Source organism: Dehalogenimonas sp. 4OHTPN (assembly GCF_040448695.1).
In the GTDB taxonomy this organism is placed as follows: Bacteria; Chloroflexota; Dehalococcoidia; order Dehalococcoidales; family Dehalococcoidaceae; genus Dehalogenimonas.
Map to the genome: position 1 here is coordinate 656,331 of NZ_CP159307.1, position 25,492 is coordinate 681,822.

Annotated in this window: 22 protein-coding genes; 16 read left to right on the plus strand and 6 right to left on the minus strand. The window is 52.9% G+C overall.

Going from position 1 to position 25,492, the window contains the following annotated elements; translation table 11 throughout:
- Positions 1-4: 4 nt before the first annotated feature.
- The 11 genes from ABV300_RS03615 to ABV300_RS03665 are packed head-to-tail and all read left to right on the plus strand — an operon-like array spanning position 5 to position 7,028.
- The gene (locus tag ABV300_RS03615) at positions 5-760 is read left to right on the plus strand and encodes a hypothetical protein (protein WP_353715165.1); all 756 of its coding nucleotides are present in this window, start codon (positions 5-7) and stop codon (positions 758-760) included.
- 9 nt (positions 761-769) lie between these two features.
- Positions 770-2,026 carry a S8 family serine peptidase gene (locus ABV300_RS03620; protein WP_353715166.1) on the plus strand — a complete coding sequence of 419 codons (1,257 nt, stop codon included), beginning with the start codon at positions 770-772 and terminating at the stop codon, positions 2,024-2,026.
- Entirely contained in the window at positions 2,027-2,218 is a 192-nt protein-coding gene (locus ABV300_RS03625; protein WP_058438681.1) for a hypothetical protein, read from the plus strand.
- 5 nt (positions 2,219-2,223) lie between these two features.
- The gene (locus tag ABV300_RS03630) at positions 2,224-2,532 is read left to right on the plus strand and encodes a hypothetical protein (protein WP_353715167.1); all 309 of its coding nucleotides are present in this window, start codon (positions 2,224-2,226) and stop codon (positions 2,530-2,532) included.
- Positions 2,533-2,919, plus strand: a complete 387-nt coding sequence (locus tag ABV300_RS03635) for a hypothetical protein (protein WP_353715168.1) — start codon at positions 2,533-2,535, stop codon at positions 2,917-2,919.
- Between the two features lie 9 nt (positions 2,920-2,928).
- Complete coding sequence (locus ABV300_RS03640; protein WP_353715169.1) at positions 2,929-3,531, plus strand: hypothetical protein; 603 nt, start codon at positions 2,929-2,931, stop codon at positions 3,529-3,531.
- A 9-nt stretch (positions 3,532-3,540) separates the two neighbouring features.
- Positions 3,541-4,011, plus strand: a complete 471-nt coding sequence (locus tag ABV300_RS03645) for a hypothetical protein (protein ID WP_353715170.1) — start codon at positions 3,541-3,543, stop codon at positions 4,009-4,011.
- Complete coding sequence (locus ABV300_RS03650; protein WP_353715171.1) at positions 4,011-4,724, plus strand: tyrosine-type recombinase/integrase; 714 nt, start codon at positions 4,011-4,013, stop codon at positions 4,722-4,724. The genes ABV300_RS03645 and ABV300_RS03650 overlap by 1 nt, the downstream gene beginning before the upstream one ends.
- Positions 4,702-5,007, plus strand: a complete 306-nt coding sequence (locus tag ABV300_RS03655; protein ID WP_353715172.1) for a hypothetical protein — start codon at positions 4,702-4,704, stop codon at positions 5,005-5,007. The genes ABV300_RS03650 and ABV300_RS03655 overlap by 23 nt, the downstream gene beginning before the upstream one ends.
- Entirely contained in the window at positions 5,007-6,482 is a 1,476-nt protein-coding gene (locus ABV300_RS03660; RefSeq protein ID WP_353715173.1) for a DUF192 domain-containing protein, read from the plus strand. Before ABV300_RS03655 ends, ABV300_RS03660 begins: the two co-directional genes overlap by 1 nt.
- Before the next feature lie 9 nt (positions 6,483-6,491).
- Positions 6,492-7,028 carry a hypothetical protein gene (locus tag ABV300_RS03665; protein WP_353715174.1) on the plus strand — a complete coding sequence of 179 codons (537 nt, stop codon included), beginning with the start codon at positions 6,492-6,494 and terminating at the stop codon, positions 7,026-7,028.
- A 48-nt stretch (positions 7,029-7,076) separates the two neighbouring features.
- On the opposite strand, the gene ABV300_RS03670 is transcribed toward ABV300_RS03665, so the two are convergent.
- Positions 7,077-11,126 (minus strand): hypothetical protein, encoded by a 4,050-nt coding sequence (locus ABV300_RS03670; protein ID WP_353715175.1) that lies wholly within the window; start codon positions 11,124-11,126, stop codon positions 7,077-7,079.
- Between the two features lie 318 nt (positions 11,127-11,444).
- Between ABV300_RS03670 and ABV300_RS03675 the strand changes: the two genes are divergently transcribed.
- On the plus strand, positions 11,445-12,134 hold the full coding sequence (locus ABV300_RS03675) for a hypothetical protein (protein ID WP_353715176.1): 690 nt from the start codon (positions 11,445-11,447) through the stop codon (positions 12,132-12,134).
- Between the two features lie 27 nt (positions 12,135-12,161).
- Positions 12,162-13,502, plus strand: a complete 1,341-nt coding sequence (locus tag ABV300_RS03680; RefSeq protein WP_353715177.1) for a hypothetical protein — start codon at positions 12,162-12,164, stop codon at positions 13,500-13,502.
- Between the two features lie 317 nt (positions 13,503-13,819).
- On the opposite strand, the gene ABV300_RS03685 is transcribed toward ABV300_RS03680, so the two are convergent.
- Positions 13,820-13,942: a hypothetical protein gene (locus ABV300_RS03685; RefSeq protein ID WP_353715178.1), complete on the minus strand. Its 123-nt coding sequence runs from the start codon at positions 13,940-13,942 to the stop codon at positions 13,820-13,822.
- Here ABV300_RS03685 and ABV300_RS03690 point away from each other — a divergent pair.
- The 3 genes from ABV300_RS03690 (at position 13,928) to ABV300_RS03700 (ending at position 14,970) form a co-directional block, all read left to right on the plus strand.
- Complete coding sequence (locus tag ABV300_RS03690; protein ID WP_353715179.1) at positions 13,928-14,050, plus strand: hypothetical protein; 123 nt, start codon at positions 13,928-13,930, stop codon at positions 14,048-14,050. The two genes, ABV300_RS03685 and ABV300_RS03690, sit on opposite strands and share 15 nt — an antisense overlap.
- A 131-nt stretch (positions 14,051-14,181) precedes the next feature.
- Positions 14,182-14,433, plus strand: a complete 252-nt coding sequence (locus tag ABV300_RS03695; protein ID WP_353715180.1) for a hypothetical protein — start codon at positions 14,182-14,184, stop codon at positions 14,431-14,433.
- Between the two features lie 60 nt (positions 14,434-14,493).
- Positions 14,494-14,970 (plus strand): hypothetical protein, encoded by a 477-nt coding sequence (locus ABV300_RS03700; protein ID WP_353715181.1) that lies wholly within the window; start codon positions 14,494-14,496, stop codon positions 14,968-14,970.
- A gap of 184 nt (positions 14,971-15,154) precedes the next feature.
- Here the strand turns inward: ABV300_RS03700 and ABV300_RS03705 are convergent, their stop codons facing one another.
- The 4 genes from ABV300_RS03705 to ABV300_RS03720 form a co-directional block, all read right to left on the minus strand.
- Positions 15,155-18,619: a helicase-related protein gene (locus ABV300_RS03705; RefSeq protein ID WP_353715182.1), complete on the minus strand. Its 3,465-nt coding sequence runs from the start codon at positions 18,617-18,619 to the stop codon at positions 15,155-15,157.
- A gap of 235 nt (positions 18,620-18,854) precedes the next feature.
- Entirely contained in the window at positions 18,855-21,761 is a 2,907-nt protein-coding gene (locus ABV300_RS03710; RefSeq protein WP_353715183.1) for a DUF1156 domain-containing protein, read from the minus strand.
- A gap of 6 nt (positions 21,762-21,767) precedes the next feature.
- The gene (locus tag ABV300_RS03715) at positions 21,768-22,205 is read right to left on the minus strand and encodes a hypothetical protein (RefSeq protein WP_353715184.1); all 438 of its coding nucleotides are present in this window, start codon (positions 22,203-22,205) and stop codon (positions 21,768-21,770) included.
- Positions 22,202-25,222, minus strand: a complete 3,021-nt coding sequence (locus tag ABV300_RS03720; protein ID WP_353715185.1) for a DUF499 domain-containing protein — start codon at positions 25,220-25,222, stop codon at positions 22,202-22,204. Before ABV300_RS03720 ends, ABV300_RS03715 begins: the two co-directional genes overlap by 4 nt.
- Positions 25,223-25,492: the final 270 nt, after the last annotated feature.

Consider the following 25,492-nt stretch of genomic DNA (forward strand, 5'->3'; position numbering starts at 1 on the left):
TTAAGTGACAGAAGAGATCTACACCGAAGACCCAAAGCTAGAAAAGCTGTACAGGCGTTTTGAGAACCTGGGCACCCGACTCAAGATGCCGGTATTCAGGGCATACCTCGCCATGGAGGTCCGGGACGAGGGAGGAAACATCATCCATGCCCACCGGCAGCGGAGTCACTCCTGGAACCGGAACGCCTACAACTTCCTCTTTTCTCAGGTGGCTGCCTACGGCCTCACCGGGACCAACCTGTTCGAAGCCGGGGCGATATCGCTCAAATGGACGAACGGCAACGTCTTTCCCAACGGCTCCGGCTGGGGCTTGAACCAGGCGGCCGGCTGGGATGAAGCCGTCAACTTAAATCAGCGGTCAACCAGCACCGGGTTTCTGGCCACGGCCGGGTCTACAGATAAAGGCATCGTCATCGGCACCAACAATTTCCCTGAATCGTTCGACGGCTATGTCTTGGGAGCAGCGATCGGGAATGGCTCGGGTGCCGGCCAGATGGACTATGCCCAGTCGGACCTCCACTCCATTACCTACGACGCCCCCACCAAAACGCTGACCGATACCCTCATCAGGTACATCAATAATAACTCCGGCGCTCCGATCGGCGTCAATGAGGTCGGGCTGTACGGCTTGGTCAAGTTTAATTCGGCCGGCACCGGCTCAATCATGTTCTCCCGCGATCTTCTGGCATCCACGGTGAATGTGCCCAACACCGGCCAACTCAAGGTGACCTATACCATCCAGTTGACTTATCCGGCATAAGGAGAAGACATGCGCTACGCTCTTGTATCCAAGGGACTTTCAATCGACCAGATCGAAGAAGACGCGAGAAAAGCCGGCGCCCGGAACATCCGAAAAGCCCAAGTCATCGGCCAAGTCTTCTGCGAGCTGGATCAAGCCCAGGCCGAGAAACTGGCCGCGGTCCCGGGGCTGGTGCTTAAGCCTCTCAAGGAATACGGCACCAGTCAGATGGCCGCCGAGGCGCCGCCGGCCGAGAGTATCTCGGACGTATTCTATCTCCTGCGGAGCTATTTTGCTCCACCGATCACCGGCACCGGCCTTACCGTGGCTGTATTGGACAGTGGCGTCCGAAAGACCCACCGGTCGCTGCAAGGCAAGGTGGTCTATGAGGCCAACTTCACCGAGTCGCCGACCGCAGCCGATGTCTTCGGACACGGCACCCAGGTGGCCTTCACCGTCGCTGGTGGAATGCACGCCCTGGGTGAAAACGCCGGTGTCTCGCCCGGCGCCGTCATCATGAACATCAAGGTTATCGGCGACGAAGGTATCGCCTCGGACGAAGCCATTGTTCTGGGCATCGACCGGGTGTGCGATCTGGCCGAGCAGGCAAGAACCTCCGGGCTTTTACCGACCGATGACATATATCCCAACGTCGTCAACCTCTCGCTCGGTGGCGAGGATGACGGAGATCCCGACAATCCGGTCCGGGTGGCCTGCCGCATGGCAAGCGTCGAATACGGACTCGATGTCATCGCCGCGGCGGGCAATACCGGCCCGAAGATGACCACGGTGATGCTGCCGGCCTGCGAGCCGGAGGTCATCGCCGTAGGCGCGGTGGAGACGTTCGGCGAGCTTCTTGTCTGGGAAAGATCCTCGCGAGGGCCGACCGTCCAGGGCGAGACCAAGCCGGATTTCGTCATCTGGGGCACAAACCTCGAAATGGCTTCCGATAAAAACGACGACGACTTCCTGGTGAAGTCGGGAACTAGCTTTGCCGCGCCGATGCTTGCCGGGCTCACCGGCCTCCTCTGGGAAAGCGGCCGCAGGGCTTACGGCGAAGGATGGCAGTACCGTTGGACGGCAGCCCGGGAAGTGGCGCCGTATTTTTCGACCAAGCCGCAGGATGCGCCACTTGGCAAGGACAACGCCTACGGCTTCGGACTGCCGGCCATGGGAGCCATGCTCGGCCAGGTGATGAACAGCGCTTCACCCAACGCCCAGACAACGGAGATGGTTCAAATGATGACGGCCGTGATGATGATGGCCGGGATTGTGGGAGCGATATAGATGAACAAGGGAATGATTGCGGCTATCGTCATCGAGCTCGTAGGCATCGGCGCCACCGGCGTCGGTATCGGCATCGAGCTGGCAAGCTCCGTCGATTTCGGCCTGGTGGTCACCACCAGCGGCAGCTGCCTCATCGCCATGGGCGGCGTCATCTGGGGCAAGTTCATCTGCATTAACCGAAAGAAGGACTGACAGCCATGGAGAGACTGTTTATTGCATTGGCAGCCCTTTTCGGAGGTATTGTCGCCGCGGCCCTTGGCTGGCTTGAAAGCAAAGAGGCTTTCGATCTGCGAAAGTTCGGCGGCTCTATCGTCCGGTCGCTGATCGCCGGGGTGGCGCTGGCTCTTGGCTCAAGCCTCGCTGGTCAGGTCGACGTCGCCGCGCTCTTTTATGCTTTCCTGGGCGGCGCCGGGGTCGACGTCATCGGCAACAGGCTCTCCGGCAACTTCGGCAACGGCAGTTTCCCTCTGGCACAGAAAGCTCCGGAGGATTCCGAGGAGAGCTAAATGGCGCAGTACGCCGATATCGTCTCCATCGATGCCCCGTTTGAAGCCGCCTCCGGCAGCCGGGTGGATCTCACCATCAGGGTGAAGAACACCTATTCAGCACCCATCGCCATCAGAGTGGCGGCGACGCTGGAATATGGCGCTCCGCCCTACCCGGGCGCCGTTATCCCGGTTGACTGGGCCAACGTCGATGCAGGGGTTACCTGGCCGTATTCCGGCTATTTCTACATGCCCGGCCAGAAGGTAACTGTTCGCGCTAAAAGCTTCTGGTACGGCGCCGACGGAGTGTGGTATGCCGATGACGAAATGACGAAGGCGGTGAATCTCGCTTCGGTCGGTTCGCCGAACATTTCAGACTTTCGCATCGCCGATTTCACAAAGGTTTAGGAGGAACATATGGCTCTCAAGAAACTGGAACTCGAACTGAAACCCTTTACCGCTCAGGGAGAAGGCGCTCCTACCCTCGCCGAAGACCCGACATTGCCCGGCTGGTATGTCGATCCGGTGACAGGGCAGCGCGTCTTTTTCGATCCGGTTGCCGGCAAATTCTTCACCGCCGCGGGCGGCGTCTACATCCCCCTCGGTTACATGAATCCGGCGCCCAAGCAGGTAGCCGTCGCCCCCGGTGACCGGCTCATGGTTTCGATCTCGTTCAAGTACACCGGACCGGCAATCTCCGGCGTCACCGGCTACTATTGTATCGGGACGAACGGCATGTTCGGTTTCGACGAAAAGCTGGTGCAGCAGACGACCTTCAGCATCCCGCAGGTGACGACCCCGCCGTCGTATCCCAACGTCACCAACTCCTACATCTTCACTATCCCGTCTAATGTCGACACAAACTGGGACGACATCTACGTGAAGATATTCGGCGGCACGCCCTCCATCGGCGGCCAGGCGACAACCAATTACCTCTTCGGCTACGAAAACGCTCTTTTAGTCGCCGGCATCCAGCCGACGATTTCGGAGTTCAAGATCTCGGACTTCGCCAAGGTGTAGGAGAGGGTCGTGGTACTCGATATCGCCTTTGCGCCGATGGCGCTAGCGCCAACCACATTCAATGCCGGGGACACCGTCCGGGTGACGGTGTCCTTCAGGTACGTTGTCGGTGTGACCAAGACGGTGAAACTCCTGGCTGGCCCTTATTCGACAAACCTCTTCGGCAAGCACCTGGTGAACGCCTGTGTCGGCCAGGCTGACCTGACCCTTCCGGCCAGCTCGACACCGGCAGAAGGCACCGGCTCGGTCGATTTCCTGCTGGTGCCCAAATCGAGCGGCGGCATCGACGACGGCACCTTCGGCCTTCGCGTTTGGATCGAAGACACGAACGCCGTAGCCGAACAGGATGCCGTTATCATAGTTTCCGGCAACTCTTCGGGCGGCGACATGCTCTCAGGGATGATGCCGATGCTCATGATGCTTCTCATGATGGGCATGATCATGCCGATGACCCAGCAGATGGGCGAGGAGTCGGGATAGTGGGCAAGGCGTACCTGGAGATCGAAGAGGTGGCGAAGCTCGAAAGCGCGGCGGAATACCTTCGGGACCGGCTGCTCGTCCGGCTGCTCTTTCACCTCGGCTGCCGGGTGTCCGAAGCCCTCGCTCTTCGGGTCAGAGACATCGACCTCAGACGTGGCACAGTTACCATCGAGCACCTGAAATCGCGGATCCAGTTGTCATGCCCAGGCTGCAGTGCGCGTCTGGGCAAAGGACACAGATTTTGCCCGGTATGCGGACAGGGAGTAGAGAAGGCGGTCGCCCTGGAGAAAGAACATCACCGGTACCGGACGCTACCGGTGGACGAAACAACCCTGAAACTGCTTAAGGAATTCATCGGCCGCGGCGGCGCCGTCGAGAGGAACGGCGAAAAGCATCTTTTTGACCTGCGGCGCAACCGCGCCTGGCAGATCGTGAAAGTGTGCGCCGAGCGCGCACATCTTCCCCGGTTGGTGAATGCCGAAAGCGGGAAGACCCACAACGTCAGCCCTCACCGGCTGCGCGATGCTTTCGCCGTCCATGCGGTTAAGGCGGACGACTCCGGCGACGGGCTCCGGCTGCTACAGGAGCATCTTGGCCACCGGAGTATCGTCACCACCATGAAATACCGCAAGGTTTCCGGCGAAGAACAGAAAGAATGGTATCGGAAACTCTGGCAAGGAGGACAAGCAAATGGGCAGATATGCCAATCATGAAGAGTTCGGGGTGAACGCTCCCGTAAACTACCGCGAAGACACGACAAGCGAGGTCTATCTCGAAGGCATGTCGGCGATCGCCCCGCCCGGCATGAGGCCGAAGAGAAGCCGCGGCGAGAAGTTCGAGGAGAAGACTGACTTCAAGACCTCTGCCCGGTGGCACCGTAACTTCGATCAGGCCATGTTCGGCGGATCGGATATTGGAGATACCGACTTCGAGAGCCGGCAGATGGGTCTTGAGAGCAAGCGAAACGGTATAAAGCGGATCCCCGGGAGGCGTTGATGGCTGGCCAAGTTAAAATAACCATCAAAGGCAGAGAGTGGATCGCCGCGGTGGCGGCCACTCCCTGGGAATTGACCAAAGGACTGGGCGGATTGCCCGGACTAGCGGCTGGGACCGGAATGCTCTTTGACCTGGGGTATTCTCGGATTGTTGAAGTGACGACGGTGCCAATGCTTTTCCCTTTGGACATCGCCTTTCTCTCCGAGGACTTCACCATAAAAAAGATCTATCGTGACGTCTCGCCTGGGTACCAGGTCAGTGCGACTTCGCCAGCCCGTTACTTCATCGAGGTGAATGCCGGCGAGCTGGCAGGAATCGAGGTGGGCGACGAGGCTTCAGTGAGCTGGCTTCCGCTTCAGGAATCGTCGCCGGCAGCGCCGGATTGGCCAAGCACGATTGCTTTGCTTGGCGGGTCCCTGGCGGCCGGGATATTTCTGATTAGCTTGTCCCGCCACTTGACCGATTCAGCTATCGGCTCATCTGCTTCTGACCTGCAGTCCGCGACCGGGAGCCAGCCGACCAAATGCGAGATCGTCACCCCTCGAAGCTACGACCTGACGAGCTGGGTCGGCGCTCCAGTGCCGGATTACAGCTTTTCCATCGAGCCCGAGGCTAAAGAGCGCCGCATTGATGAGGTCCTGAAAAAGCTCAAGGACGGCGTCGATACAATCCATTCCAGCAGCCACTTCCGGAACTTCCTGCTAACCATGTCGAAGTTCCACGACTATTCTATCGGCAACCTCATCCTCATCGCCTCCCAGAATCCAAATGCTACCCGGGTGGCCGGCTTCAACACCTGGAAGGACCTCGGCCGCTTTGTTAGGAAAGGCGAAAAGGGCATTGCCATTCTCGCTCCGTGCCTGCCGCCGAAGTCGTCTTTGAAAGCCGAACCGGTTGACCAACCCGAAGGCAAGAAAAACGACGAGGAAGAGGAGAAACAGGAATTTCTGAGGCCGATCTACTTCAAGGTGGTCTATGTCTTCGACCTCAGTCAAACCGAAGGCAAGCCGCTGCCCGAATTCGAGGTTCCAGTACTCACCGGAGAAGCCAACGAAGAACTTTTCGGCGACATTACGCATCTCGTCAGGAGTGAAGGTGTGCACGTCGGGTTTGACTCGAAGCCGTACCAGGACCCGGCCATCAAGGGCTATTTCTCCGGCAAGGAAATCTGGGTCAGGCCCGAGGAATCGCGGGCTCAGCAACTGAAGACGCTTATCCACGAGGTGGCCCACTACTATTCAGAAGGGGTTTTCTACATCCCCCGGCGTGATGCCGAGACCATCGCCGAGAGCGTCGCCTTTGCCGTCGGCGCGCACTTTGGGTTCGATACTGGAACCAGGTCCTTCCCCTACGTCGCCTTCTGGGCGCAGGACAAGAAGGTCCTTGAGCGAAATCTGGCCTCGATCCGCCAGGTGACCACCCGAATCATCGAAGGCCTCGAATCTCTGGCGAAAAAGCCGGCAGGGGTGGCTTAGATCACCTCGATGGAAATGGAACTGAGACCGAGCAGGGGTGGCTTCCTCCGGCCGTTTGGCTGTGGCAGGTTTATCCGGGAGTATCTCCTGGGGAACGGGCCGGAAGGTTCGCCGCGGATCGATCCAGAGAAGGGCGCGCCGCAGGCCGATATCAATTATGAATACAAAGAGGCGCTGGCCAGGGCGACCGCCAGGGAGCGGGCGGAGCGGATCATCAGTAAGCAGGTGGTCCGCGGCGTCGATATTACGGAAGAGTACGCCGAGGAGATCTACCAGAAGCAGCTGAGGAAGGTGTCACGGAAGTTTACTCACATGCGATACCACTCTTTCCTGATGTATTTCGGGGTGCTGAAGAGGTTGGGGTGGGTAGAAGCGACAGAACGATCTGAGCCTTCAGCCATCCAAGACAATTACCCGCCGGCACCTGAACGGACCTACTACAGGCTGACCGAAGGGGGCATTAGCGCCGGGGATAATCTTTGGGCTAATCCACTCTTTACCCTGTACCCAGAAATTGGCCCTAGCCATGTGAGCAGAAATAAATAGCTGCCAAACCTGCACACGCTGTGGGGAAGGGACCTTAACGCTATATATTTACCTCAGTTTGCTAGCAGAGCGAGAGGCTCCACGGATTATTATGGTCACGACACCGATAACTCCTTCTGGGGAAGGATCAATGCCCATTTCCGTCTCTCCTTTACGGATCATAACATCGTCGATTAAATTTGGGGTGGCCGTAGTTCGATCTGACGTATCGAGAATGCACAGTATACCGACGCTTCGTTCTTGGCTAATAGTATATTGTGTAACCTGAGGTAAACTCGTACCAGCGAAATGTTCAAGTTTTTCATAGCCCCTGAAGACCTTTAACTCAACAGGAATACCCAAAGCCAGTACGTCCAAGAATCCTCTTCCCGACTTGATCTCACGAAATACATCGTTACGCCCAATCTTAATGCATAAGTATCTCGTTAAATCCCTCTGGAATTCTTTCTCATCAATTTCGGCATTCGTAAAGCTGGGGTCCTTGAGTTGATAGCCCGCATAATTAATTAGACAGGTAATGATTTCCCTCTCCTCAGGGTAAGGTGATGTCTTAAAATCTGAAACGATGCTATCTAGATTCTTGAAAACCTTATCGACAGCTGAGGCTTCTGCTTTCCCATGAGCTAATAGCCTGGCTTCATCGCGTATCTTGAATTTCAAATGTGATTGTCCGAAAACTGTACAGGATTCATTGGAACCATCCGGCTTCACCAAAAACACTTGAATCCTGGTATCAATGGGTTCACTCAATTCCGATTGAGCATTATTAAATTTTAGATGTCCCTTTATTTCATAAGTATTTTCCCCATCAATGAGAGGAACCGATTGTCTAGGGAAAATATATTCTTGTTCAGGAAGTACCGATAATGGAGCTAACCGTAGTTCTTGTTTACAGGTGTTTACGCGAGAGAGTTCAATAACAATTTTAATGTCATGAATACGACCCGCTACTATTGTAACAATTTTTGGGATTTCTTGGCCGTCGATTAATACTTTTGCGAATGCGACATTTGCATGGCTATGCAAATGTTTTTCTTCACTCGAGATTTCTAAATTATTTCGTTTAATAGGTGAATGCCAATGTTCAGGTATTGGCAAATCGTATTGAGGTATAGGCATGGGATCCAAAATCAACTCTTGTAGGAGCCCGGTCATACCATTAGTTGCGGAAAGGGAATCAACTTTTATTAGATGATCTTTAATCCGGGTCTTAAGTAGCTCACTATCGTTGGTTTGAAGCCCCTTCAACGCTTCCGACAAGTGACCCTTTATCGCCTCTCGTTTTACAACTTGTTCCGAATCACCATTCAATACGCATTGGTACCATTCAGACAAAAATTTCGCTGCAATGGCCAATTCTTCATGAAAGTCCAGGACTCTTTGATCATTTGCTTCGAGTTTCAATTCCTTTATTTGTTGAACCACTTTTTCCAAAGCCTGCCCAGCCTCTGCTGGATCATCGCTCAGATTCAACCATAATAGTCTTATCTGTAGCCAGGTTATATAGAAATATGGGCGTACCTTCTCTTTAGGGATGGATTGTTCCAATCCAAAAGGTAGATTTCTTTTTGGGTTGGCACGAGACCCCAGTTCCTCAAGGGCTTTTTCCATTGATTCCTTTGCTTTGCTGAGGTGAGAATCCTTTAGGGCCGTTTCAGCATCGAGAAGTAACGCTAACGCTGTATGTGTTGAACGGTCCCAGGCATAGCGCTCTTCTTCGGGCAACAATGTAACATAGCTTCTTAACAACTGTGCAGCTTCTTCGAAAATTCCGACATATATCAATAGAGAGGCGAAATGAATAAGATTATATGGTTCCTTCTGACCATGAGCGACCGTCATTAGTTTGGTAATCTCAGATCTGATTACTTCTGGAGAAACGCTATATAGTTTTTCAAATTCAGAATCGCTTTTCCCACTATGATAATTTGCGCGACTTGATGTAATTTCTAAGTCATAACGAGAGTAATGATCTAATAGTGACAAAAGGTATATGGATTGGTATTCTTTATGTTGAGAGGCCAGTCTTCGCAACGAGCGAAGCCCGTCTTTGGCAGAGTAGAAGTAAGGATTATTTGCCAAATCAGCAGCTACCTGTGCAGCGTAGGGCAAGAACTGGGTATGACTATTGGCGACATTTACCAAGGCCACCGAAGCTTTTTCGATCAAGTGACCTTGAGACTGGTCCTGTTTATACACGAAGTAAATACCCACAAGAGCATTTACTACTTTCCCGGCCGTTTGGAAATCTTTGACTTGGATCCATTCGAAAGCCTCCGTCGCCACCCGAACAGGGTATAGGTACTCATCGCTCAACAAGGCAGCTAACACTAGGACAACATTTTCGGGCAGGTAAGTTCCATCCCTCATAGCAATTTCTGAAAAAGCCTCAGCAGCAGCTCCGCGAACCATGTAAGACTCGTTATCAACAAGGTGCGGAAAAATAATAGGTATTATCTTTGAGGAAAGTTCAGGGTGCCGATGACCAAAATCGCCAAGAAGTAAAATGAGTTCCCTTTTGAAGGAAGCTGCAATTTTGCTGCTTGTTCGCGAAATCAAACTCTCGATTTCAGAAAGGGTCCTTTCGGCATCCGTGTTTCCGACGTTTTCTATGATTTCTCGTAAATTCCGTGCAGTACCACTTAGGGCGGAAATGTTGGATTGATATTCAATAAACGAAATTTCGTCCCTTTCCTCTTCTCGGACGAGTTTGTGTCTTTTATCTTCAAGATCGCATACGATAGCAAGAACACCAAAAAGCCCCGTGATGTGTGCGTAAATAACATCGGGACGGTCTTTAGAAATGATTGATAACATTTCTGACACTTTGAACTTGGTTTGTTCTGCAAGCCGGTCATTTGCCAGAAGGTTTAGAAGGGGCTCAATCCAGACTTCGGCAAAAGCCAGAGCTTCATCACGTATAAATACATGAAGTAAGGCTTCTTGAAGTTCTTCGCTAGCCTTGATTATAGCTGCAAGGATCTCCTTTGAAATGACAAGAGGTTCACTCACCATGATCTTCGCGCACGTTTGGCATATTGAGGCGTCTACGTACAGATCTTCGTCTTCTCGTTCCCATGATAACGCGCCAAACAGCGGTTCCAAATACCGTTCAAATGAGAAATCAGGCAATGATTGATGTAAAACCTGAACCGCTGCGCAAGCTGTAGCAACAAGGTGTGGTTGATCAGATCCAAGAAGGCTTATCACGGTGCCTTCAACCAGACTCTGGTCTTGACTTATAAATACCTTTAGAGCCTCTTCAACACCATCGCGATGCTTTTTTCTTCCTCGTATGCGAGGGCTTGGGAAAGGATCAACCGGCGAAGAAAGCCAGGAAACTGCACTACTTACCAATGTTGGAGTTAATTTGATCTGCCCTTGTTTGAGGCCTTCTGCGATCAACATACAGGCCGAATCAACATTCCTACCCTCATCGAGAGCGATATTTGCCCCTTTGATAGCAATTGAGACGATGTTCTGATTGTACTGTCCAGCTAAACGTAGAATCTCCAGTACGCCACCTCCCACCTGCTGGTCGAGGACCGCGCCAATAAGAACCGCGGCTAATTTTTCCGATATTATTTGGGGTTTATGCTTTGTACCCTGAAGGAGCTTGTCCACCGCTTCGCATTTGTGTTCCTCGATGATGAGTAGCCCGGCTAATTCACGTGCCGTTGCGTCGCTCTCGATATCCGACTCAAGTACGGCCTTTGGATTAATCGGGATCAATCCTTTCAGTAGTTGGTTAGCATTTCCTACTTCGTTTTTCCTCTTTGCGCGCTCTTGAATTTTCGAGATAACACCCTCTCCGTAATTGTCAGAACTCACGAGGACGTGATGTGGACAATCAACGCAGTTACCTTCAATGAAGATAGATGCCGTGTCCTTGATCGTCATCCCTGAATAACCATGATGGAAACGGCAACCAATACGTTTTGCCCCAATCGGGAGATCGACCATTTGACCAACAAGACTAACGTTTTCTTGATATATTACCAGGTGCTTACACCAGTTCTTTACACGTTGTTGGGGCACATCCTCGAGTTCCAACCGGATAATCTCGTCAATTTGTTTCTGCAAATTCTTACGAACCATTGTGGCGTCATTATAACACTGACCCAAGGGGGGTGATAAACGTGCTAGTTCTTCGGAGTGTTCAAAGTGACTTTTTGTTTGACAATGAAGCTGGAAAAACGCGCAAACGTACCTTAAAAACCGAATAGAAAAACCTTGACCTGAACGCTTGCCCGAAAGGGGGAAAGCGTGAGTTCAAGCGTAGCAGTAACAGGAGAACACAGCCGGCCTGGGGGCTTCTGTAGCCGGTGTCACCGGGTTTGGGTGCTAAAAGAAAGGCAAGGCGTTTGCCGATGGTGCGGAAAGGTCGCCACCTGTCAGACCACTTCAACAAGCGCCTTGCGTGGCTTCAAGTCTAGTCGAAGCTCAAGCTCAAAGCAAGCCGACACCAACGGGAACGGCTATGACAATCTTTCCGGCAACTGGTTTACCTTCTATACCATCGCCTCGAAGTTCAGCCACAAAGCCAAGCCGGATGAACGGGATGACCTTCTCCACGACATCATCATCACCCTCGCCGATGTCGAAAGGAATAACGGACATCATCAGTTTACCGAAGCGGCTATGTATCGTATCGCCAGCCGCGCCCAAGCTCTCTACTGGCGGAAGCGATACCGGATGGACAACGGCCTGACCTGCGGGGATTGTAGCAAGGCACAACGGCGGAAGTGTAAAGAGAACTGGCTGTTTGCGGCCTGTCCCAAAGCGGTAAAGCTCGAAAGCCTGAATAAACCGGTCATAGACGAGGAAGGCAACACCACCGAACTCGGCGATCTGATTGCCGACGACAGGGCTTTGGACCTCGATGCCTGGCTGGATGCCAATACATTCTTGCTACAATGCCCCGACAGGCTAATCGCCATCGCCGAAAAGCGGCGGGACGGGTTAGCCCTCGACAATGCCGAAATGATTTACCTTTGCCGCTTTCGGAAACGGGAACAAAAAAGCCTGTTTTCCGGTGAAAGGTTTTCGCCCGTTTTCGCAACTAATACAGTGGGAGCTTCGGCTATGCCAGCGGTTTGCGGGTAGCCGATAGCTTACTACTAGGCGAAGCCGATGGAGTTGCCCACCTATCGGATAGCAAGAGGGGGTCGGACAATCGAACAACTGAATATCGAGGGCAAGCGTTCAGGTCAGGGCTTTTTAGCGCACAAGGCGGTACTGGTAAGCGCCTTATCAAGAGCACTCGCCGAAAGGGCGATGCTTCTTGACCTCACCATCGGGCGGAAAGGCTTTCTCACCTACCTTAAGTCTTTAGGCGGGTCTAACATCGTGAAAATAGTCCCGTCTAACGGCGATGCCAGCGTATCGCGGGTCGCCGGAAAATGCCTCAAGGTGGTCTGCGGAGCCAACACCAGCTACCTCGAACACATGGCCTGGGTCGGCGAAAAGACACCCCTTACCCTGTGCGACATCAGGGTCAGCCCCTCAAACTCGGTTAGCCCCAACCTCGGCGCGACGGAGCTTTCGGACGCCCTGTCAAGGGTACTGCCGTTCACCTCGGATGAGACGACACGCCCCATTCTCCAGTGCGTTCTCTTTCGAGTGAAAGACGGCAAGCTAACCCTTGTCAGTGCTGACGGCTACCGCCTCGCCGTCCTAACACTTCCATTCGACGGGTATGAGGGACAGGTGCTCGTTAGCCGCGATGACCTCAAGGGCGTCACCGGAGCTTTGAAACGGGCGCGGCGGGTAAGACTGTCGCTGGACAAGAACGGCGACAAAGACCCGATGAGCCTAGTGCTCGACACGGAGCTAATCCGTTACACGTGGCGAGGATGCGGCGGGAACTTCCCGGACTACGAGAAACTCATACCCGCCGAAACAAACACCCGCGCCAGCTTCGACACCAACGAAGCGATGAAGGCGGTTAGCTCATTAAAGGTCGTCGCCAACGTCAAGGCTTGGGCCGTTGACCTCGCCATCGGGGACGGCAAGGTAATCGTTAGTTCCACCGATGACAAGGGGACGGCGGAGATACCCGCCGACACCACCGGCGAGCCTATCAAGATTAGGCTTGACGGCGGATACCTCGCCGAAGCGTTAAGGGCTTGCGGCGGCATGGTTGAGCTAAGGGTCAAGGACGCAAGGTCGCCGATGCTTTTTGCCGCGCCGGATTATGAGCTGGTGGTCATGCCGATGCTTCTGCCGGAAGCCAAGAAGCCGGCGGACACGGCCAAGACCGCCGAGCCGGACAAGGGCGAAGCACCGACACCCGCCGAACCTGCCGAGCCGAAGGTCGAGACAGCCGAGGCAGTCGCGCCGGAGCCGACAGCCGAGCCAGTACCCGCCGAGGAAGTCGCCCAAGCCGTAGCCGAGGCCGAGGCTATCACGAAGGCCGAGAAACCGAAGGCCAAGAAGCACAATAAGGCGAAAGAACCAGTAGCCGTAGCCTGAAAAAACCTGAACTTGAACGCTTGAACTCGCAAAACAGCCGCACATGAAGGGGTGTCAAAACCCCTTTTTGTGCTTTCTTTTTGTAAAGGGGATATTCCTGCCCCACGCGGCGGGAGTATCCCCTTTCGTTTTGGCTGAAAACGGGCAAGTCCAGAAGCCAGAGGAAGACCGATGGCGAAAGAAAAAACGCCGGAACCAGGCGAATACGCCCGCCGCGGTTTCAGGCTAGAGAGGAGAAGACAGGTATGAACGGATTACTAGTGATCAATCCCGTCGTTCCTTTAGGCCAAGTAGTGGCCACCCGGGGGGTTTATACGCTAGCCAGTGAGAAGCCAGACTTTGCCGAGTTCATGCGCCGTTCCTTGAACCGACATGCCCAGGGCGATTGAGGCAATCTCGATGAGGCGGATAGGCAGGAGAATGAGTTGAGCCTGAAACAAGGCTTCAGAATACTCTCCGCCTATGAGGCCGAAGGCTTGCCCAAAATCTGGATAATCACCGAGGCCGATCGGTCAGCAACGACGATACTGTTCCCTGAGGAATACTGACCTTTCACGACCCTGTTTGCCGGCTCAGGGTTTATCAATAGCTGGTGAATATGACGGGCTGATATGCCCGGATGGGGGGTGTAACTTTGCCAATTAAATGGAGTGCCCTTAAAGTCAGCGAGGCGATGGACATGGTAGAAGAATTCGTCGACCAGGCTACCGAACCGCTGGAACAGGCCAGGCTTGTTGCGATCGCGGCGAGAGGTATTGCTGACATACCGCAATATGTTGATGAGCGCTTAGCCCATCTTACTGCCAGCATCGGACGCATCGACCATATAAAAAGCTCGATAAAGACAGTACGCGAGTCATTGCCCAACGGCGCCGTGGCAGTAGAGCAGCAACGGATCGAAAGTGGCAACCAGCTCGTCTTGGTGGACTGATCAACCCACGATTCCGATTCAAAGGAGAACCCATACAAAATACTTGAAAGCGAGGGGATAATGCCGGGTCAACTTGATCTATTCCAAGGCATCAAACTTACGGAGCCGGAAACGAAAACGACGGTGAGGCTCGGCCAAAGGGCCGCCCAAGTGGCGTTGCGACAGAAGCAACAGATAGCAGCAATACGTCTCATGGAAATACTCCATGAACTCGAAGGGAAAGACATTTTCATCGGCTCTTACAGCGCTGGTGGCGGCCACTTCTGGCTTGCCAACTTGAAGCTCTCCAGGCTAAGAGTCGAATCGTTCAGGACTGAGCGTGATGAATCCGTCCCGCCATCGGTGGTTGTCTTATGGGGAGCTAGAGACGCCTGCATCAGGATATTCGTAGATTGTCTTTCGGGTGTCCGTGAACAAGAGTATCAGGAATACCACCACTATCTCTTGGACTTCTGGAATGGTTTCGGTGAAAGCCCAATCAACAACTACCGGTCGCACTATGCTTGTTTGGCCGTAACCAAGTTCAAGGATCAATAGATCGGATCATGAAAGTCGGTTGAAAAAGGGGGAACCCGAGAAGATTTTCCGGGTTCCCCCTTTATTTTGTCCATCTAGCTGCGTATTTCGGAGCAAATCGCCCACACTATCGGAGGAAAACCGACCGTCAGTCTATGTCAATTTTCAGCGAAAGCCGCACCCAAGTATATTTTAAGCAAATTGGCTAGTTCCATGATCGATTCAATTTCAATAGCAGGTCGTTAATATTTGCCTTAACCAACTCGAATCGCTTTTTTAGGCCCTCCATCGTTAGATCCTGGAGTTTAACCCAAGTTGGGTCGGAGGGGCTTGGCGCTATTTCAGATAAATCAATGAGGCGCATTAGTGGGGTAATAGGATAGTTGAAACGTTTGAGGTTTCTCACGGCTTCTTTGGTGAACCCTGCTAGGTTTGGACCTTGGATGACAGAACCGGGAAATCTGGACAAGGCTATATCAACATAGGTTGCCTCAAGCAGTAGCTGCTTTCCCTTTTCGACCAAAGCTGACCGGGCTTCTTCCATCTGTGCTTCATTATGCTGTTGGACTGTCTTTTTGAACTCTTCAATTCTGCTGGAGAAATCTGAATCAACCTGAGTCAGTTGATCGGGCGACAGCGAAACCTTGGGTTTTTCCAGGCAGGTGACAAGGTCCGAAAGCGTTAAGATCGGCCTTGGAACGCCTTCATTGCATGAATAATAAACGCAGAGGGCCGGATTCTCCGAGCTTTTCCTGACCATCCAACTTGGAAAGTCTTGTGATCTAAGAGTGTCAACTGCTTCGAGTAACCCATGGAACAAGGGCTCGCCATAGCTTATCAATTTCAATGAGTTGGGATTTCGATCGAAAAGTTCCGGGTTGAAAGTTGAAGGAACCGACACTCCTTCATCCCAAACCCGATACGTTCCAATGCGAGAGGCGTCGGAGCTAATGAGTCCCTTGGGTTCCAATGCCTGTAAAAGACTGCATTCGATTTCAGCCTGGGTAACCGGAGGCATAGACTTGGGGGCCTGAATGACGTCTTCGGGAAGATATTTATCCAAACTGAGGCTATTCACCTGCCGCTCATCAATATCGCGCTTGATGGCCTCTATCTCGGAAGTCAAAAGCAATTGTCTGGCTCCGCCTGTCTCCATGGCTGCCGTTTGGATGACTCTCGCGACTCGAGCGAGAATTGGCTGAAGATCACCTACTACGGTCTCAAACCAATTGATGCGCCCTTCGAGGGCCCTATAAATCTGCGCTTCCACTGTATTTTCATAGAAGTAATTATGTATCCAGACCTCGTCATATTTCTGCCCGATGCGGTCAATGCGGCCGATACGTTGTTCAACTCTCATCGGGTTCCACGGCATATCGTAGTTGATCATCATACCGCAAGACTGCAGGTTCAGACCCTCCGATAAGGCGTCGGTGCCAACCAGGATTTTGATCTTTTCCGCCAAGAAGTCTTTTTTGATCGTATCTTTCGTCGTGCCCTTCCAGGCGGTGCCGTCCCACACTTCCCCGCCGCGCCCAGAATAACAAGCCACGGCTTGCCCGTAGACCGCACGAAGGTGCTCTCGGAGATAGTCCATGGTATCGGTATACAAAGTAAAGATAATGATCGTCTCTCGTTTCCGAAAAAGGTCGTCCAGTTGGCGCAATAACTGCTCAACTTTGGAGTCAGCTGCCAATGGATGAATCTGCCCCATGAAATCTTCGATATATGCTATCTCGTCGTGGTAGATCGAGCGCTCTGGTGTTGCTAACTCCTCCAGGACATCGCTGTCCAGGTCGTCGTCTTCCACATCTTCGTCTGTGAGGCCGCCGTTAGGCAAAGCCTCAGGTTCTCCCCGCAGGAATTTTAGACGCCGAGTGAGGCTTTGACTCATTGCATAAAAGCTTGATGTTAACCTTCTACGGTAGACGGTCATGATAAAGCCCAGGCCTTTGCGCTCAGCCTCGTACCTTTTGTAGAAGTGCGAAATGTATTCCTCGATCTTAAGGTAAAGCAGCATTTCTTCATCGCGCATCTTGATCCAATTCAGGTGCGGACGGCGGGTGGGGACCTTCTTGCCTCCCAACAGGCCTCGCTTTTGGTACTCCCGGAGGAGAGCCCGCGTATTGCGCATAATAAACCGGGCAAGCGGGGTGTGGCGGCGCACGAATTCTGAAAGAACGGCTTTGCCGACTGGATTCAGTTGAGAGATTTCGGCAACCGCTTTTGAAGAATAGGGCAAATTCTTAATTGTCTCCCAGGTTACCAAGCCGATTCGCCTCAGTGCTACTGAGTCAAAGGCCGGATCTATTGCTCCGCCATGGTCTAAATAATCCCGAACCATCTTGAGCAGAAACGGCCAGTCAGCCTCAGAGCCCTGCCTTATCTCATCGAAAAAGCGTGTAAAATTTGCATCCGAGGCGCCCCAGCGTCCCCCAAGCCCGAGCACCGCAAGGAGGTCCCAGACTTCCCGGGGATCCACCTGCATCGGAGTGGCAGTGAGCAGGATAAGGCCGCGGGTTCTTCTGGCCAACCCAGCCTCGTCCGGCTTCTCCTGCGGTCCCATCAACAGCGAAAGCAGTCGGTTGCGCCGGTATTGTCCTGACAAGAAATCCTTACGCCGAGCGTGGTGGGCCTCATCTACAAGGATTAGATCCCAAGGCTCGGCTTGGAAGAGCTCCGACATGCGGTCCCGCCGTTTGGCCAGCTGGCTGGAGGTAATGGTCACTGGGAACGCATTCCAGGGATTGGCGCTCTCCGCAGGTAATTCCCTTCTGAAATAGTCTCTAAAAACCGAGCCGTCATAGAGCGGTACGTTGAGTAGGAATTTCTCATAAAGCTCTTCTTGCCATTGGCGGCAGACGCTTTTTGGCGCCAGGATCAGGCAGCGACGGGCTCGCCCTGAGAGCGAGAGTTCTTTTAGGGCGCCACCACCCTCCAGCGTCTTTCCAAGCCCGACCTCATCACAGAGCATATATCTCGCCGGGAAAGTACCGACCAGCCTATCGACCACCTTTGATTGGTGCGGCCAGAGGTTTACTGTAGTGGCGACGCGACCGAGTAAATGCCCATTGGGAAATAGCGGTGCATCCCTGAGGAACTGGAATAGTATCCTCTCTCTGGTGCTTTTAGGAAGCGACGGACCCTCTTCTGGCTTTCCAGGTTCACCGGTTTTTTCGAGCGGGTCTTTCGAGGGGGCTTCTCGCGGACTGTAGGTCAACAGGCGCGCTCTAACTGCTTCGGGAATAGCCAAACTGATCCAGCCGTCTTCCTGGTTGTTCCACAGGCGCTCGAAGTACCGTGTGTGAGTGGTGATGTAAGGTTGTAAACCCGGTTTCCAGGAGCAATACACCGAAAACAGCTCGTAGTTGTGGCGCCAGGCTTGCTCGCTTTCGTTGATACTCCCAACGAAGACGACCTGGTTACCCTGGCTGTCGGTAAAGATCCCGGTCTTGGGGTGATAGTAGTCATGTGATGCCGAAGCCGGCAGCGGATGTCCGTCCTTTCCCCGGGGTAGCACGACCCGGACTTCAAGGGTGCCCTGATCTATCATCCATGCCAATGCAGCAAGCCTTTCACAGGTGATGGCGTCTGCCATGACATCAATACTCGAATTCATGCGTTCGGCCACCACCGCCGCCAGTTCAGTGCCGCCGTGAAGAGCGGCCACATCGTCTTCAGATAGCTGAGCCCCTACCAAAAGCCTCATCTGACCGCCGGTGGCGATGAGATGGGCTACGCCGACCGCCGCTACCGCAAGTGCTGACGAGGAGAAAAACCCAGCTGTGCGGTCGTACTTTATTGACCGCGAAAGAGCCGGCACATAAAACTCATCTACCCGGTTATCGCGGGGTCCGTAAGCCACCTGAAAATCGTAGTCGGATAATTGCTGAGGCATGCCTTTTCTATTCCTCTAGCTCTTCTTCCTCTTCTTCAGCGGTTTCGTCTTCGACAAATCCTGTAAGAGTGCCCTGGGTCGCTACAACTTTGGGTTCTTCCTCGATAGGCACCGATAGATCGTCGAAGAAGCTCAACCTTAGATCATCCAAAGTTTTGGATTCGGGGCGGACGAATCCATTGTCCTTATTCTTGGTCCGCGGTATGGCATTGATCATCGCCTGTAACACCGCCTTGAAAGTCTGGTCCTGCATGAGTCCTGTCCGCTTCAAAAAAGCCTGGCATGCCAGGCCCCCGTCTTCCTGATAAATGAGCATAGCGGTGTGGGCGGCATCCAGCCACGAGCCGAAAGAATTCAACTCCTCGTCAACGACACCCTTCTTTCTCCGGGCAAGCGGTTGCTGGATAATTACATTTTTGCCTTTCTTGGTGGCGATCCTCTTTTCGGCAATGACTTCGCGTTCAATATCAAGCCCGAGAACGATGGCAAGCTTGCGGGCCTCGTCTGCCGGGAACTCCTCAGCATTGAAGGCATCCCAGGCCATGAGATACCAATCGGTTGCCTGATCGAATTGAACCGTGCGCCCAAGCAGTAGCTCTTGTTTGCGTAAAGCGACGACTTCCTCCCTTGCCAGGTCAAGGGCTACCTCTGGCCTGATGACCATCGGCTCACCTTTGCTATCTGTTTCTGATGAGAGAACCGGCCAATTTTGCGAAAGAACGGAAAGAACCGGCCCAAAGGTGCTGATATACAAATCCACACCGGAGATACCCAGCGCATGAAATTCATGAGCCTTATTTCTCGCTGTTTGGCGAATGGCGCCTTTAATATCATCCCACCAGGTCGGTTCCGCCCTTTCAAGGCGCTTCCGGCAAACTAGAAGGATTGTACTGGAGGCGGAATTCTTTTTTACCTGGTGCAGGCTGTGCTCACTCTCCGTATGTACTGGCCATGAGGTCTGAATGGAAAAACCGGCGCTGATCAGAGAAACTGCCAGATTGTTCCAGGCTTCAACCTCCTTGTGGGTGAACATTACCGTCAACACCCCGTCCGGATGCAGGATGCGGTGCATTTCTCTAAAACAGCTAGCCATTTTACGCTCGTAATCCGTATCAGCGAGAGCCTTCTTATTCCGTGCGCCTTCAAAACGTGCCTGGTTGGCTACTGCTTCATCGTCCTTGTTGGTAAGGTCATCTCTGAACCAATTTGGAAAGAGTTCTCCTACAGTACGCTTCTGCCACACGTAGAAAAAATCTGAGCATTCAGCGTACATGACATTCGCTGAGTACGGAGGATCAACACATACCGCATTGACCGAACCGGTTTCGATATTATTTAAGTCGTTTGCATTGCCCTTTGTCACACTTAAAGACCCTCGAAGGTCACGTTTGTGAAACAATGTCTTCGTTTCGACTAATCGGGAAATTCCTTCGAATGCGTCTATGATTTGGCCGACAACCCAAGGATATAGATTATCAGCTGCGTCAAATTCACCGTGACTCCACTTAAAGGCGAAATCATGTCGTTCAAAAGAATTGACCATGACTCCTCTACCGCTGTGGAAACGCGATCTTCTTGAGTTGTAATCGGCTGATTTGTCGATCGCCAAAGCTAGATAGGTCCTTATAGCTTTGGCTTTTTCCTGACCACATTCGTGCTCAATCTCAATGCCCAGATTTTTGAGTTCTTCGACCGCGACGATCATGGATAACAGTTGACGGGGAGAAAAGCACTCAAACCACCGGACTATACCATAGTTTATCGAACGATCTGCGGGTCCAGCATACCGTTCTTCCATTGGTACTAGATTTGCTTTTTTCCATTCTGGCATTCGCATCAACAGTTCTTTTTCTGCTTCATCTACTGCCATCAGGTCCTCGTTGATCGGTGCTCGAAATTTCAGCCCGCCTTCGGTCTTCGTCCCAACGGCATAAAGCTGCTGTCCCATACGGCCAGCCTGAGCTTCAGCCTTGATGTAGTCTCCATCTATCGGATCTCCGGTCCATGGGCTACGGCCGATACCTTGCTTGACGGTTCCCTTATCGGGGCTTAGGGCAATAGCGGCCTTTCCTTCTTCTATTCTAAACTGGCACACTTCCCGGTCTGGATCAGCCACTAGTCTGGCAGCAACAGGATTTGAACCTTTCTGGAGCCACCAATTTGGAGATAGGGGTACCGGTTTACCGGTTACCGGGCAAGATACCGTTCTAGCCCAAATATAAGCATGTATTGACTCATTGGGTTGCTTTGGGAAATATTTCGCTAGTTTTTCATTTACACGCTGGCAAAAAATATTGCCCCATTTCTTGATATCTTCGGATAGTTGTGCTCCGAAACGAGATGGATATTCGAGCGTAGCCCTGAGAATTACCGAGGCAACCGGATTTAGTTCGTTCGCATAAGTCTCGAAGCCAAATCTTAATGATTCGAATGGGATCGACCCGCCCCCTGCCATCGGATCTATCACAGATAATGAATTCTTGCCCCAGGTATGTCCTAGCAGTTCTTTGACAATTGCTGCATCTTCCGGGGATGGATTACGAGTAAAAGCTCGCTTGTATCCATACGGATCAGCTTGAAGCTTGACTCCTTTGTCTTTAGCCCAATCGATTAGCTTCCTGGCGGACACCGGATCGCCGAAGATACCGATTAACTGCAGAAACCACTCATGGTAGCTCTTCTCGGTTGGGAATTTCTCAAGTAGATGTTTTGGCCAATCACTGTTCCATTGAGGAAGCAAACTGCCGAGAACGGCGGCTCGGCTGATCATCAAAGGGCGCCTGGCCCACCAGACATGAAGAAAATAGAGCGGAGGCAGGGCTGATGACGCTCCGCGCTCTCTCATGCACTCAGCACCGATCTTATCAATCGGCAACCATTGTTCTGCTAAGACTTTCGGTCTATTCTCAGGCATTGATCTTTATTCCTCTGCCATCAGGATACGGGCTGCGCGGCAAGCACGCCCGCGCCCGGCTCCCCTGGAGCATTTTGCAAACCAATAGTAAGCTTCCTCTGTCTCCATCTGCCGTATGGAACAAGAAACGCTCTCTATGCGGGACGGCTTCTTTAAGGGTTTAATAGCTAGGAACAGTAACCCTAAGCGGACGCCCTGCTCCTCGTCCAATTCGAAGGGTTCTTCGCGGCTGGCGCGGAGATCATTAGCACGGTATCCATTCTTTTTGATGGTGTCCAGCACCTGATCCAGCACGGCTTTGAGTGGCATCCCCTGCACCGACACTACCAGAGGCATCCCGCTATCGCCTTTGTCACCGGCTAGTTTGCGCTGGCGTAGTTCGAGCGCATATTCGGCATCGGACAGAGGCAACACTTTTAACTCGAATGATTTCCCGTCTTTCACCCGGTCTCCTTATTCATCTTTTCGGCGCTGACAACAATTTTCCCAAAACCCAGCGTCGAAAAGATGTCGCGGATAACCTCAAGTTGGGGATTATCAAGGTCCAGTCCGCTATCAAATTCGATTTCTAACCGGGTGCGGGCATGCACTTTGTCGGCCAGCTTGCCAAAGGCGTCGGTCAATGTCTTAACCTGCTTGTATTTTTCCCAGGAACCCTTGAAGCTCAACGAGAAGGTTTCCGCTCCAAACTCGCAGTTCATCACCTGTTCGATCTTGAAGTTGCCCTTGCCGATTTGAGGAATAGCCAGGCCGATCAACCTGGAGTCATTGGCCGCATCGGGCCCTGTGCCTTCCACCTTGATGCCAAGCCTGTACAGGCGCTGGACCTTTTGATCCCGCGCCTGGTCAAGAACGGCCTGGAAAGCCTGGCCCGGCGCGCCTTCGAACGTTATAACCTTGGTTTCTTTTTCGGGTTCGCGAACCTCTCCCGCGCAGATGCATGCGTCGACAGGGCAGGCGCAAATAGGGCAAATGGGTTTTTGTTCCCCTTTTACAGGCAGACCAATTGCCTTAGCTCCTTCCGGGGTGTAAAGAATCGCACTTTCATCGAAAACTATGGAGGGCACCGGTGATGGCAGCCCGTAAACCTCTTGCTCACCCGGAGCCTGATAAACCCAGACGCCTGTCTTTTTGCAGCCATCTCTAATAGAAGCCTTGAGTTGGTTGATATCAATCAAAATCTTTAACCCCAACCGCTGGCCGAAAGCCCGACGAATCTCCTCGGTCGATACATACTCTTTGCCAGCAGGCCACGCTTTGGACTTGAGATATGCGGCGTTCAGGGGTTTATCATCCGCCGTAAGCGCCTTGTCCAGCTGGCGGAGAACACGCAGCAACACTTGAGATTGGTCCTGATCGACGTTGCCCTGGTCCTGGGCCGGCAGTGTTTCTTTAGCTAGGCGTCCATTTTTGTCAAGGGCATCGGCGCTGGGATAGTACATGTAGCGATAGGCTCGAGTGATGGCGATGCGGTATTGGAGCTCCGTCTCCTCCAACATGCCCTTCAGTTTTTTCCGCTGCTCTTCGGCAAATTCCCTCATACGGTCGGCGTCGTTGACGATCCTTGCGATGGCGAAGTGGCGCCGGGCGACCTCAATCATACGCTCAATCTGATCGGTGTCCGCAACCAAGAAAAGTACATTGTTGCGGAAAACCCTGAAGCCTTCTTGAGTACCTGCGTGTTCAGCAATTTTGATCACGAGCTCCGGCGGCGCCGACTCCAGGGCGGTAGTCTTGGCGGCATCGTAATGGATGACAACGAGTTTGGGGATACCGGAATCATCGTCAACTTCGGCAGCTTCGCTGGGAAAGTAAATTGGCTGGAAGATACCCTTCCGCCAGACATTCTTGATGCGATGATTGAGTTCCTCTTTTGGCTTGAGGCGCCCTGCATTTTCTGCCTCGTCGGCGATGAGTTTATTGAGCGAAGGTTCGGTCTTGAAGCGGTATCGCCGGCCGTCGTAGTCCAAAAACCAGGCCGAATCGAGAAGGCTCTCTATAGCCTTTTGGAGATTCCCAGGATCATCCCCGGGCTCTAGTACTGCCAGCAGAGCCCCTTGGTGGTCCACGCCGGAGGCGACTCCCTGCACGATACTATGTAAAAACACAGTTGTACCGAAGCGCCGTGCGTAATCTGGCCTTCCAGCGTCAATGAAAGGTCGGTCGACCAAAGCGGCATGGGCTAAACTGCCTTTTTCCAAAGAGACTATATCAGCCTCGGCAACCTGGCGGTACTGGGGGCGCTTGAGCCGTGAGGTGAGCTCATTCAGAACATCATCGTCGCTCAAATCTATGTGATGTGGATGAATCAGCCACGCGTCAACCGGCCTATTCTGCCAGAGCTTGCGGACAACCAGCGCTAAGAGGCGCAGGGCGCCGCGGGTTCTTTGAAAATCAGGGATGGTTGAGGTCTTCCGGTTTAACGTCACAATGAGCTCAGGGGAAAACGGGTAGTTCTTCTGGATTTCCTCGCTGTATTCGGCACGCCCCGAGCTTTCGGGCAGTTCAACGCGCCTATCAAGCTGCTCCCGAATATAATCGCTATAGGCTCGCGCGGTGACAGCGCCCTCTGAACTATCAACGTTTTGGAATAGGCGGTGGGTGACGATAGGGGCTATCTCCGTCTCCGAAGTGGGGGTGATAATTCGCTCCTGTCGTGCGGTCACCTTGCCCGCCTCGGCCATTACCGCTTGTACCCTTTCTGTTTCCGCACCGAAGGCATCTTTGACATCTGCAAGGGTGATGACAACGACAACACGCTGCATCTTGGCTGCAAAGGATAGGAGGGTGAGGAGGAATGCGGAAGATTGCTCGGCGAGATTGGATTCACCTACTGGCACACCTTCGGCCTTGCGTAGGAAGGCGGCAAACTCGTCAAGCAAAATCAACGCTGGCCGGTCGCCCACCAGTTTCTCAAAAACTTGGACCCCTGGTGCTACCTTAGTCTCGTCAGATTTCTGCATCAGACGATATCCTGCGAGTCCGCCAAGCTGGTAGGCAATTTCGCCCCAAACGGTGTAGGTGACGCAATCCCCATGATCCAGCCCGTTGGTAGGATCCAGATCGGACCCGACGATACCGGCGATTAGGTCGATCGGCTCGGCAGGTACGATACTAGTGTCGACGAAACGGGACACCATATCAGCACCTGCGTTGCCAACTCTTGCCGTATGATAAAGCGCGATCAGGTTGTGGGTTTTACCACCGCCAAAACTTGTCTCGAGTCGGATTATCGGTGCGCTGGCTGTCTTTGTCCCAGCTAATCTCCCAAGGGCCTCGCGCAGCAGTTGTCTAAGGCCTTCGGTTGGATAAGTGTACTCGAAAAACACCCCAGGTTCGCGATAGATCGGATCAGCTTTCGCATCAATAACATCGCGGAGATGCGCCGCAAACCTCTCCTCTTTAAGCTCACCTTTAAGTACGTCTTCTCTGGGCTTACAGTTCTCGAATACTGTTTTCATTGGATTCTCCTAAAACGAGAAGATTGATCCTAATGTCGATTCCATCCAACCGTAAAATCTGCCCGCGACAGAGGCATTTCTCATATACGGTACAGATGACAACGGATTGCTGCTCAAGTGTAGCTTCGTCTGCCTAGGATTTCAACCGTACAGCCTATGCGGCAAGGCCTTCACAGATTGATCTGCGATTTCTTGTACTTTATCCTTTATGGTGCTATTATGTTCCCAAAAAGGGAATAGATGATGAACACCTAGTCGGGTTTTGGAGAG